This is a genomic window from Mycobacterium sp. (assembly GCF_040398885.1).
Taxonomy (GTDB): Bacteria; Actinomycetota; Actinomycetes; order Mycobacteriales; family Mycobacteriaceae; genus Mycobacterium.
Map to the genome: position 1 here is coordinate 1 of NZ_JBBATF010000100.1, position 11,227 is coordinate 11,227.

At 70.4% G+C, this 11,227-nt stretch carries 14 protein-coding genes and 1 pseudogene; 2 read left to right on the forward strand and 13 right to left on the reverse strand.

Annotated features, from left to right (window positions below):
• The 10 genes and pseudogenes from ADBZ5U_RS10520 to ADBZ5U_RS10565 form a co-directional block, all read right to left on the reverse strand.
• Positions 1–192, reverse strand: a pseudogene (locus ADBZ5U_RS10520) (hypothetical protein); the annotation flags it as partial.
• 8 nt (positions 193–200) lie between these two features.
• On the reverse strand, positions 201–419 hold the full coding sequence (locus ADBZ5U_RS10525) for a hypothetical protein (protein WP_526265134.1): 219 nt from the start codon (positions 417–419) through the stop codon (positions 201–203).
• Between the two features lie 8 nt (positions 420–427).
• Positions 428–967, reverse strand: coding sequence for a transport-regulating membrane protein Mce1N (mce1N, locus tag ADBZ5U_RS10530; protein ID WP_526265136.1), 540 nt, complete (start codon positions 965–967; stop codon positions 428–430).
• Positions 960–1,388, reverse strand: a complete 429-nt coding sequence (locus tag ADBZ5U_RS10535; protein ID WP_526265138.1) for a hypothetical protein — start codon at positions 1,386–1,388, stop codon at positions 960–962. Before ADBZ5U_RS10535 ends, mce1N begins: the two co-directional genes overlap by 8 nt.
• A 115-nt stretch (positions 1,389–1,503) precedes the next feature.
• Complete coding sequence (locus tag ADBZ5U_RS10540; protein WP_526265140.1) at positions 1,504–1,932, reverse strand: hypothetical protein; 429 nt, start codon at positions 1,930–1,932, stop codon at positions 1,504–1,506.
• Positions 1,929–2,909, reverse strand: a complete 981-nt coding sequence (gene hemB / locus ADBZ5U_RS10545; RefSeq protein ID WP_526265142.1) for a porphobilinogen synthase — start codon at positions 2,907–2,909, stop codon at positions 1,929–1,931. Before hemB ends, ADBZ5U_RS10540 begins: the two co-directional genes overlap by 4 nt.
• Positions 2,910–2,921: 12 nt before the next feature.
• On the reverse strand, positions 2,922–4,556 hold the full coding sequence (locus tag ADBZ5U_RS10550) for a bifunctional uroporphyrinogen-III C-methyltransferase/uroporphyrinogen-III synthase (RefSeq protein WP_526265144.1): 1,635 nt from the start codon (positions 4,554–4,556) through the stop codon (positions 2,922–2,924).
• Positions 4,557–4,595: 39 nt separating this feature from the next.
• Entirely contained in the window at positions 4,596–5,534 is a 939-nt protein-coding gene (gene hemC / locus ADBZ5U_RS10555; RefSeq protein ID WP_526265146.1) for a hydroxymethylbilane synthase, read from the reverse strand.
• A 75-nt stretch (positions 5,535–5,609) separates the two neighbouring features.
• A complete protein-coding gene (locus tag ADBZ5U_RS10560; RefSeq protein WP_526265148.1) occupies positions 5,610–6,977 on the reverse strand; it encodes a glutamyl-tRNA reductase in 1,368 nt (455 codons plus the stop codon).
• Between the two features lie 133 nt (positions 6,978–7,110).
• Entirely contained in the window at positions 7,111–7,371 is a 261-nt protein-coding gene (locus tag ADBZ5U_RS10565; protein WP_526265150.1) for a glutaredoxin family protein, read from the reverse strand.
• A gap of 134 nt (positions 7,372–7,505) precedes the next feature.
• Between ADBZ5U_RS10565 and ADBZ5U_RS10570 the strand changes: the two genes are divergently transcribed.
• Together ADBZ5U_RS10570 and ADBZ5U_RS10575 are read left to right on the forward strand one after the other, a co-directional pair.
• Positions 7,506–8,372: an HAD family hydrolase gene (locus ADBZ5U_RS10570; RefSeq protein WP_526265152.1), complete on the forward strand. Its 867-nt coding sequence runs from the start codon at positions 7,506–7,508 to the stop codon at positions 8,370–8,372.
• Between the two features lie 36 nt (positions 8,373–8,408).
• Positions 8,409–8,912 carry an FAS1-like dehydratase domain-containing protein gene (locus tag ADBZ5U_RS10575; protein ID WP_526265155.1) on the forward strand — a complete coding sequence of 168 codons (504 nt, stop codon included), beginning with the start codon at positions 8,409–8,411 and terminating at the stop codon, positions 8,910–8,912.
• A gap of 16 nt (positions 8,913–8,928) precedes the next feature.
• On the opposite strand, the gene ADBZ5U_RS10580 is transcribed toward ADBZ5U_RS10575, so the two are convergent.
• The 3 genes from ADBZ5U_RS10580 to ADBZ5U_RS10590 form a co-directional block, all read right to left on the reverse strand.
• A complete protein-coding gene (locus ADBZ5U_RS10580) occupies positions 8,929–9,972 on the reverse strand; it encodes a lysophospholipid acyltransferase family protein (RefSeq protein WP_526265157.1) in 1,044 nt (347 codons plus the stop codon).
• 2 nt (positions 9,973–9,974) lie between these two features.
• Complete coding sequence (locus ADBZ5U_RS10585) at positions 9,975–11,072, reverse strand: SDR family oxidoreductase (RefSeq protein ID WP_526265159.1); 1,098 nt, start codon at positions 11,070–11,072, stop codon at positions 9,975–9,977.
• Positions 11,073–11,129: 57 nt separating this feature from the next.
• On the reverse strand, positions 11,130–11,227 hold a 98-nt coding region (locus ADBZ5U_RS10590; RefSeq protein WP_116258359.1), incomplete at its 5' end, for a 30S ribosomal protein bS22.

The following is an 11,227-nucleotide window of genomic DNA, read 5'->3' on the forward strand; positions in this document are numbered from 1 at the left end:
CACCCCGCGGCCCATCCCGCGCCTGGAGAAGAGCGCCACCAGCACACACATGACGACCGACGTGATCGCCAGGTTGACCGCGACGGCCGACAGTGGCTGGAAGCCGCCTCGGTTGACCGCCACCTCCAGCAGTGGGTTCACCACTGCGTTGACGAACCCGGTCACCACGGCGGCGACGCGGGACGAGCGCATGGGCGCCGTCAGCGCCGGCGCCGCCGCAGGGCGGCGACACCCAGGACGGCCAGCACGCCGGCCACCGTGGCCAGCAGCCAGGTCAGGACCATCAACGGGGGGTCGTACACCACCGAAACGGTGGCCGGCTGGCCTTCGGTGACGGGCGGGACGTCCACCCAGCTTCTGACCCGGAGCGCGCACAGCACCGCACCGAGCGCGGCCAGCGCCGATAGGGGCAGTTGCACAGCGGGCTTCACGGTGTGGTCCGGGATTCCACCAACCGGGCCAGCGTCCTCCGGAACTCCTCGTGATCGCGCGCCCAGGCCTGAACCAACCGGCCGCCGGCCAGCTTGAGGCCCACGCCGGTGCGTCCCCGCGGCACCCCGGATAGCTCGCCCAGGGCCCGGGCGCGCTGCCACTCCTCCCGGGGTTCGGCGGGTCTGACCCGCCAGCTGGAGACCGGACCGCGCGCCCTGACCGGCTCCCCGGGTTCGGGGAACACCGTCACGATGTCCTTGACCTCGACGATCTCGGTCCCTTCCCGCAGGGTCTCCTTCGTCAGCTCGACGCTGGTGTGCACGCGCGCGGCCTTCACCTGCAGGCCCAGCATCGCCGACACCAGGACCATGAACATCATCGGAACCTGGAGTGGGAATCCGAGGCCGGCCCGCCACTGGACGAGCAGCATGGCCAGTGCCGCGACCGGACCGGCGAGCAGCCACAGCCAGCTGGCGCCGGACTCGAAGAACAGCGGTTCCTTCCCGTCGGTCGACGACGGCCGGGCGTCAGACACCGGCGTACCAATCCAGGACCGCCGGCCGCCCTAACAGCAGGATGCCGACCAGGATGGGAACCGTGCCCAGCAGCACCAGGATGTGGGTGCCGGAGAACAACGCCGCCAAAGCGACCAGAACGACGATGCTCAACCCCAGCGCCATGGCGGCCCGCCGCGCCCGCAGGTCTCGGGTCCGCGCCCGGGCGGCGAACCAGGCCAGTGCCGCGCCGGCCAACCCGAACAGGACCCCGGCGCCCCGATAGAGCCGCGCGTAGTCGTGCAACGCCTCATCGGTCACCGTCGGCGGAGCGGCCTGGCGCAGCGAATCGAAGCCGACCAGCGTTGCCAGCATCCCGCCGGCGATCAACAGCACCGCGCCGATCACCAGGAGCAGGCAGGCGGCAGACACCGCGCTGGGTCGGGATTCGGTGTCGGTCACGGGCGGCGGGCGGGGGAGAACACCGGGCGGCGGGCGGGGGAGAACACCGGGCGGCGGGCGGGGGAGAACACCGGGCGGCGGGCGGAAGAAAGCATGGTGCGGTCAGCCTAACCGCTCAGCGGGTGAAGAACTGATGCGAGTCGGGCCGGTGCAGCAGATAGATCCCACCGGCGATGAAGACCGAGCCGAAGATACCGGTGACCGCGCAGACCACCGCGGCAAGCGGCGGCCGCGCAGTGCTGAACAGGCCGGCGAGGGTCATGAAGACGGTGGCGAGGCCGCCGCCGGTGAGCAGGGTACGGGCCCAGCGGTAGCCCGAGCGCAGCAGAGCCAGTAACCCCGCGACCACCCCGCCGATGATCGCGGCGACGAATGCGGCGGTGACGAACACGTAGGACGGACCGGCGGTCTTCGCCGCGACGTAGGCGTCGACGAGTTGGCCGATCACCATCAGCGGAAGGGCCGCCACCCAGAGCCAGAAACCGGTGTCGACGTCGACCGGGCGCGACGGCGCACCGGCCGGTTGCTGCGCCGGAACGTTCACGTCAGCCACCCCGCGGCCTCGGCGGCCCAGTAGGTCAGCACGATGTCGGCGCCCGCGCGCCGGATACCGGTCAGCGACTCCAGTACCGCGGCCCGTTCGTCCACCCAGCCGTTTGCCGCGGCGGCGGCGATCATGGCGTACTCCCCCGACACCTGGTAGGCCGCCACCGGGACCGGGGAGATCTCGGCGGCGGCCGCGACGACGTCGAGGTAGGCCATCGCCGGTTTGACCATCACGATGTCGGCGCCTTCGTCGATGTCGAGCAGGACCTCACGCACCGCCTCGCGGGCGTTGCCGGCCTCCTGCTGGTAGGTGCGCCGGTCGCCGTCGAGGCTGGAGGCCACCGCCTCCCGGAAGGGGCCGTAGAACGATGAGGCGAACTTGGCTGCATAGGCCAGGATCGCGACATCGGTGAAACCCGCGGCGTCCAGACCATCCCGGACGGCGCCCACCTGACCGTCCATCATGCCGCTGGCGCCCACCACGTGAACGCCTGACTTCGCTTGTGCGACAGCCAGTTTGACGTACTGAGCGTTGGTCGCGTCGTTATCGACGCGGCCCGCTGAATCCAGGACACCGCAGTGACCGTGGTCGGTGAACTCGTCCAGGCAGGTGTCCGCCATCAGCACGGTCGCATCGCCGAGGTCACCGGCGAGGTCCCGCAGGGCGACGTTGAGAATGCCGTCCGGACGGATACCGCAGGAACCCGCGGCGTCCTTGTCCTCGTCGCGGGGCACGCCGAAGAGCATCAGCCCGCCGACCCCGGACCCGACCGCCTCGGCGGCGGCCCGGCGCAGCGAGTCGCGGGTGTGCTGCACCACCCCGGGCATCGAGGAGATGGGCCGCGGTTCGGAGATCCCGTCGGCGACGAACATCGGCAAGACCAGATGCCGGGGTTCGAGCGAAGTCTGGGCGACCAGACGGCGCATCGCGGCGCTGGACCGCAGCCGTCGCGGACGCTGCCGGGGGAACGCCATGGCCGGAGCCGCCTACCGGCGGCGGCTCTTCTTGCGCGGCGGCGGCAGCGCACCCTCGGCACGCAGTCGGGCGGCGTGCTCGGCAAGCGCGTCGACGAGCGGGCCGACCGCTGCGGTCTCCGGTTGGACGTCCACCCGCAGTCCGAACTCGGCCGCCGTCTCGGCGGTCTTGGGCCCGATGCAGGCGACGATGGTGCGGGTGTGCGGCTTGCCGGCGATGCCGACCAGGTTGCGCACGGTGGACGACGAGGTGAAGCAGACGGCGTCGAAACCGCCGGTCTTGATCATCTCGCGGGTCTCGGCCGGCGGCGGTGCCGCCCGGACCGTGCGGTAGGCGGTGACGTCCTCGATCTCCCAGCCGCGTTCACGCAGGCCTTCGGCGAGGGTTTCGGTGGCGATGTCCGCCCGCGGCAGCAGCACCCGGTTGACCGGATCGAAGATGCTGTCGTAGTCGGGGAACTCGTCGAGCAGGCCGAGCGAGGACTGCTCACCGGAGGGCACCAGCTCGGGTCGGATCCCGAAGGCACGGACCCGGTCTGCGGTGGCCTCGCCGACGCAGGCGATCTTGACCCCGGAGAAGGCCCGGGCGTCCAGGCCGAACTCGCCGAACTTCTCCCAAACCGCGCGGACGGCGTTGGTCGAGGTGAACACCACCCACTGGTAGCGGCCGTCGACCAGGCCCTTGACGGCCCGTTCCATCTGGGCCGGGCTGCGCGGGGGTTCGACGGCGATGGTCGGCACCTCCACCGGAAGCGCGCCGTGGGCGATGAGCCGGTCGCTCATGTCACCGGCCTGTTCCTTGGTGCGCGGAACCAGGACGGTCCAGCCGTACAGCGCGCGGCTCTCCCACCAGTTCAGCTTGGCGCGCGCGGTGACCGCCTTGCCGATGGTGACCACCAGCGGGCCGGCCAGCGGGCCGGACGGGTCGCCGGCGCCCAGCGCCCGGTCGGTCAAGCCCTGCAGGGTCGACTCCACCGAGCGCTGGGCGCAGGTGGTGCCCTGTGCGGTCACCACACACAGCGTGCTTTCGGACAGGCCGAATTCGATGAGCGAGCGGGCGGCGTCGGGCAGGTGCGACGCGGTCGCGGTCAGGATCAGCGGGCCGGGGGCGGCGGCCAGGGCCGCCCAGTCCACCTGACCGCGCACGTCGGCAACGGTGTGAGTCGATCCCAGCGGCAGGCCGGCGTAGGTCGGCACCGCCACGGTGGCGGGCAGGCCGGGCACGATCTCGAATGACAGCTGCGTCTTGGACACTGCGGTGACCTCGACGTTCACCGAGTCCACCGACAGCGGGTCACCGGCCACCAGCCGGACCACGTCGGCGCCGGTCCTGGCCTCGGCCACCAGGGTCCTGGCCACTTCGGCCGGTTCGCCCAGCGCCGGACGGACATCCGGACCGGCCGGCACCACGGGCGGATGCCCGGGTGCGGCGTCGTCCTGCGCGGGCGCGGCCGCGGAAGGCAGGTCGGCGCCGATGAGCCTGAGCACCGCCTCCGGGACGTCGGGGTCGGTGAACACGCACGTGGCGTTGGCCAGGACGGTGCGGGCGCGCGTCGTCAGCAGGCCCGGGTCACCGGGGCCGGAGCCGACGAACGTGATGCGTCCCGGCTTCGCCTTGCGCCCTCTCGGGGTCGCGTGACCAGTCATAGCTTCTCCTGACCCACCGTTGTCACGGCACTTCCCGCTCTACCGCTCGTCGCGTAGTTGTGCCGACATGACCGCGCGCGCGCCGAGGTCGAACAACTCCGCGGCCACCGCGAGCCCCAGCTCAGCGGCCCGGCCGGGAGCCCCGACACCGGACGCACGGATCACGTCGGATCCGTCCGCCGCCGCCACGCAGGCGCGCAGCGACAGTTCCTCGAAGACACGGCCGTCGTCATCGATGGACTCGACCACCTCAGCGATCGCGCCCACCGGTGCGGAACAACCCGCCTCCAGGTCGGCCAGCAGGACTCGCTCCGCGGTGACCGCGGCACGGGTGTCGGGGTCGTCCAACTCCCCCAACAGCGCCGCGAGCGCGGCGTCGCCGGACCGGCACTCCACCGCCAGTGCACCCTGAGCGGGTGCCGGCAGCATCTGCACCGGCTCCAGCGTCTCGGTGATGTCGCCGAGGCGTCCGATACGGGCCAAGCCCGCCCGGGCCACCACGACGGCGTCGAGATCACCGCTGCTTACCCTGTTCAACCTGGTGTCAAGGTTGCCTCTTAGGGGGCGGATTTCCAAACCGAGACCCAGTGCTCTAAGCTGCGCGGCCCTGCGCACGGACGACGTTCCGATCACCGATCCGGCCGGCAACTCGCCGAGCACCAGCCCGTCCCGGGCCACCAGCGCATCGCGGGGGTCTTCCCGGCGCGGAACTGCGGCGATGGTGAAACGGGCGTCCGCCGCGGTGGGCAGATCCTTGTAGGAGTGCACCGCCATATCGACCCGGCCGTCGGCGATGGCCTCGCGCAGAGCGGCGGTGAACACTCCGACGCCGATCTCGGCGATCGGCTGTTCCGAGCGGTCCCCCGCGGTGGAGATGGTGACGAGTTCGGCGGGGTGGCCGCGGGCGATCAACTCGTCGCGGATGGTTCCGGCCTGGGTGGTGGCCAGCAGGCTGCCCCGGGTGCCGATCCGGATCACCGAAGTCTTCTCCAACTCAGCCGGCGACCGGGCCGGCGATCGGAGAAGCGGTGATGTGGACGTGATACGCCGTCGTCAACCGTGTTCCCCCGGCAACGGGAACTCGCCGGCCGCTACGGCGTCGACGGCCTGCGGGTCGAGTTCGAACAGTTCGCGCAGCGCCTCGGTGTAGGTGGTGGCGCCGGGGGCGCCGGCCAGTTGCTTGACCCGGACCGTCGGCGCGTGCAGAAGCTTGTCCACCACCCGCTGGACCGTGCGGGCGACCTCGTTGCGCTGAGCCTCGTCCAGGCCGGGCAGCCGGCTCTCCAGTCGCAGCAACTCCGCCTCCACCATCTCGGCGGCCCGTTGGCGCAGCGCGGTGACGGTCGGGGTGACCTGGGCCATCCGCTGGCTGGCCAGGTAGGCGGCCACCTCGGCGGCCACGATACGGCGGGCCGAGTCGGCGTCGGCGGCCGCCGCCTTGGCCGACGGCTCGCGTTGCACGCGTTCCATGTCGACCACCACCACCCCGGGCAGGCCGGACACCGCCGGGTCGACGTCGCGCGGCATCCCCAGATCGCAGAACACCAGCGGCTTTCCCTGCTCGTCGCGCCGGGCGGCGGCCAGGGCGTGGTGCACGTCGGCCAGGGTCACCACCGGCCGCACCGCCCCGGTGCAGCTGACCACCAGATCCGAACCGGCCAGCGCGGCGGGCAGGTCGTCCAGGGTCATCGCCTCGGCGCCGACGCCCTGGCCGACGAGGTTGCGCGCCAGGCGCTGCGCGCGGGGCAGCGACCGGTTGACCACGTTGACATGGGTCACCCCGGCGCGAACCAGATGCGCGGCAGTGAGGGAGCCCATGGAACCGGCGCCTATGACGGTTGCCGTGCGCCCGGCCAGGGCGGTGTAGGACGGGCCCAGCTCCGGGCGGTAGAGCCGCTGGGCGGCGACGTGCAGGGCCACCGAGACCACACTGGCGCCGGCGGCGTCTATCGAGGTTTCGGCGTGCACCCGCTTGCCCACCGACAGGGCCCGCTGGGCCAGGTCGTGCAGCACCCGGCCGACGGTCCCGGTGGCCTCACCGGTGGCGTAGGACCGGCGGACCTGGCCGAGCACCTGCTGCTCGCCGACGACCGCACTGTCCAGCCCGCTGGCGACGGCGAAGAGGTGTTCGACGGCGGCCTCGCTGTAGCGCACGTAGGCGTGCCTGGTGAGGTCGCCCATCGACATCCCGGAGTGCTCGGCGAGGACCTTGCCGATGGCCGAGAGCCCGCCGTGGAAGGCCTCGACGACGGCGTAGACCTCCACCCGGTTGCAGGTGGACAGCATCATGGCCTCGGTGACCAGCGGCGACTGCAGGACCTGCTGCACCAGCTTGACCTGGTCGGACTCGTCGGCGGAGAGCTGCTCGAGAACGGATACCGGGGCGCTGCGGTGAGACACCCCGAACAGAAGCACGCTCACGGCAGGATCACCCGGCTTGCTCCCTCGAGACGGCGGATCTGCGCGAATGCTTCGCGCTGCTGTTTGTGTGACAGTGAAACTACTCGCAACGGTAATAGCCGCGCAGCGAGCCGATCAAATTCCGCAGGTCTCGTCACCGGTTCGTGACGTCGGCCCGCAACCGGTCCTCGTCGACGTCCCAATAGCTGTGTTCGCGTCCGTCGAGCAGGACCACCGGGAGCCGGTCGCCGAACTCCGCGCGCAGCGCGGTGTCGCCGGCCGCCGCCGCGATGTCGACGTCGACGCTGGACAGCTCGAAGTGCAGTTCGGCGGCCAATGCGGTCAGCCGCCGGTAGACCCCCTCGCACAGGCCGCAGCCGGCGCGGGTGAGCAGTTCGACATGTGGGCGGCTCATCACCGGCCAGTGTGACACCCCGGGTGTCACAGCACCGGCAAGTGTGACACCCCGGGTGTCACAGCACCGGCCAGTGTGACACCCCGGGTGTCACAGCTACAGCCGGGTCGGCTCCCACCGATAGGGTGGACGGCATGGGATCCGGCGACAATCAGCGTCGCGCCGGGGGCGTGGCCGGCGGCCGCCCCGATGGTGCCGAAAAGGCAGATCCGACCGCCTCTCACCCGCCGGACCTGACCGCAGCGGCCTTCTTCGACGTCGACAACACCCTGGTGCAGGGTTCGTCCCTGGTGCACTTCGGCCGCGGCCTGGCCGCCCGCAAGTACTTCCGCTACAGCGAGGTGTGGAAGTTCACCTACGCCCAGGCCAAGTTCCAGCTGACCGGGCGGGAGAACAGTGACGACGTCGCCGAGGGCAGGCGCAGGGCGCTGGCCTTCATCGAGGGCCGCCCCACCGCCGAACTGGCCGCCCTGGGCGAGGAGATCTACGACGAGATCATCGCCGACAAGATCTGGGCCGGCACCCGGGCGCTGGCCCAGACGCATCTGGACGCCGGCCAGCAGGTGTGGCTGGTCACCGCCACCCCCTACGTGCTGGCCGCGATCATCGCCGAACGGCTGGGGCTGACCGGGGCGCTGGGCACCGTCGCCGAGTCGGTCGACGGCATTTTCACCGGCCGCCTGATCGGTGACATCCTGCACGGCCGCGGCAAGGCGCGCGCCGTGCGGGCGCTGGCCATCCGTGAGGGGCTCAACCTCAAGCGCTGCACCGCCTACTCGGACAGTTTCAACGATGTGCCGATGCTGTCACTGGTGGGAACTGCGGTGGCGATAAACCCCGACGCCGAGTTACGTGAGATGGCACGCGAAAAGGGTTGGGAAATCAGGGATTTCCGCACGGCCCGCAAAGCCGCAAAGATCGGGGTGCCCTCGGCGCTGGCGCTCGGAGCGGTGGGCGGCGCCGTCGCCGCGGCCGTGTCGCGCCGGCACGAGCACGAATAGTCCGGACGGGAAATCCCGGCACGATAAACTCTCCGAATGTCCTTCGCCAGCGACATCATCGGAACGCACTACCGCTACCCGGACTACTACCTCGTCGGACGCGAGAAGATCCGGGAGTACGCCAAGGCGATCCGGTGCGACGACCCGATCAGCCTCAGTGAGGAAGCCGCCAGAGCCGCCGGCTACCCGGACGTCGTCGCCCCGCTGACGTTCATCGCAATCCCGGGCCGGCAGGTGCAGTTGGACATCTTCCGCAACTTCGACGTGGGCATCAACATCGCCCGGGTGATCCACCGCGACCAGAAGATCACCTACCACCGGCCGATCTGCGCGGGCGACAAACTGTACTTCGACTCCTGGCTGGAATCGGTGGTCGAGTCGTTCGGCGCCGTCATCAGCACGCTGCGCACCGTGGTGACCGACGCCGACAACAAGCCGGTGATGACGACGCTGGTGACCATGTTCGGCGAGTCCGCCGGTTCCGAGGAGGACAACGCCCAGGTGGCCGCCATCGCGGCGGCGGCACTGGGCCGCCGCTGAATCCCCGCCGCGCGGGTCAGCCCAGGAACGTGTTGCGGCGCTGGCTGAGAAGGCCGAACAAGGTCTGCTGAATGTTCTCGCGCACCTGATCGGTGATCTCGAAGGTGACCATCGGATCGTCGGCGGCGTGCTCGTCGTAGTCGCTGGTGTCGATCGGCTCACCGAAGGAGATGTGCCACTTCGACGGCAGCGGCACCAGACCGAGCGGCCCGGCCAGCGGGAACAGCGGCGTGATGGGGAAGTACGGCACCCCGAGCACCCGAGCCAGCAGTTTCACATCGGCGACCATCGGATAGATCTCCTCCGAGCCGACGATCGAGCACGGGATGATCGGCGCCTTGGCGCGCAGGGCCGCCGACACGAACCCGCCGCGGCCGAATCGCTGCAGCTTGTAGCGGTCCCGGAACGGTTTACCCAGACCCTTGTAGCCCTCCGGGAACACCGCGGCAAGCTCGCCGCGGGCGAGCAACCGGTTGGCGTCGGTGTTGCAGGCCATGGTGTGGCCCGCCTTGCGGGCGACCGGGCCGAGCACAGGCAGGTCGAAGAGCATGTCGGCGGCCAGCAACCGCAGGCTGCGGTGGGCCGGGTGGTGGTCGCGCACCGCGACGGCCAGCATCGTGCCGTCGAACGGCAGGGTGCCGGCGTGATTGGCCACCACCAGCCCGGCGCCGGTGGCGGGAAGGTTCTCGATGCCGGTGACCTCGACGCGGAACCACTTCTCGTAGAAGAAACGCAGCGTCGGCAGCACGACGGCGTCGTTGTACTCCGGATCGAAACCGAACTCGTCGACGGCGTAGTCGCCGGTGAGCCGCTTACGCATGAAGTCGGCCAGGCCGGCGATGCGGGTGATCAGATCGTTGGAAGGCGTCTCGCCGCGAAGTTGTCCGAGTTCCCGGATGACCGCGTCGACGGCCTCCTCGCCGGCCGGGGGAAGCGTCCGATTCCGGCCGCCCGACGGGAGCTTCGGATCCTGCTGATTCCTTCGGGCGCTACCAGCCCGCGCCGCGGCGCGACCTGAATCGGCATGAAGCGGTATGACTTTCGCCTTATCGCCGGCCACGACTAAATCCCCCGCCTCTCAGGTGCCGAGCCTGTCAACCGCCGGGCCAGTTCCAGCGCGCGACTCTCCGCATAGCGTACCCATCCCGGATCGATGATCGGCGTCAGCCCCCGGCCCCGCACGAAGTCGTCGAACGCCTCCAACGTCGTCCACTTCGGCGCGAAGCCCAGTTCAGCGCGCATCCGGGTGGTGTCCATCACCCGGCCGAAGCTCAGATAGTCGATCTGGTCACGGCTGAGCTCGCTGCTCATCGTCGCCCTCTGCACCGAGTCCAGCGCCCGCACCCCGAAACTGGGCACCGCGAGCGGCAGGCGCCCGGCCCGGCGGATCGCCTGCGACATCATGATGATGCCGTCGGCCCCGATGTTGAACGTGCCCGCCCGGCCGGCCATGGTGGCCCGCTCCAGAGCGCCCAGCGCGTCCTGCTCGTGCAGCAACTGCAGGCGGGCGTCATGGCCGAAAACGGTGGGCACCAGGGGTCCGGACAGATAGCGGGCCAGCGCGGTGTCCATCGCCGGGCCGATCATGTTGGCCAGCCGCAGGATGGTGACCGACACGTCGGGACGGCGCCGGCCCAACCCGCGGGCGTAGCCCTCGATATCGAGGCTGTCCCGGGCGAACCCGTCCCCGAGCGGGCGGCGGCTGCTGCTGTCCTCGGTGTGCACCACCGGGTCGTACTTGTGCGAGCCGTAGACCTCAGAGGTCGACTTCAGGATCACCCGGCGCACGGTCGGAGCCTTCTGGCAGGCGGCGAACAGCTGCATGGCGCCCATCACGTTGAGCTCTTTGAGGGTGGCCCGACCGCCGGACCTCGGCGCGTAGGAGGCGGCCGCCGCGTGGACCACGGTGTCGACATCGCTGTTGCGGATCACCTTCGCGATGAAGGGATTCCGGATGTCGGCGCGGACGAACTCGGCGCGGCCCATCCGGCGCTGCAGGTCCTTGCTGGGGGCGATCGCGTCGACGGCGATCACTTTGTTGATCAGCGGGTTCTGCGCCAATCGGGCGGTGAGGTACCCGCCCAGAAAACGGCAGGCGCCGGTCACCAGCACCACTTTGGGGTAGTGCGGAGCTTCGGTGCCGTACCGGCCGGATTCCATGCGCTAGAGCCTATCGGGCATCGCCCCCGCCGGCATGTCGGCGCGGGGGCAGTCGGGTTACTTACCGAGTTTTCTGCGCTGGACCCGGGTGCGACGCAGCAGCTTGCGGTGCTTCTTCTTGGACATGCGCTTGCGCCGCTTCTTGATGACTGAAC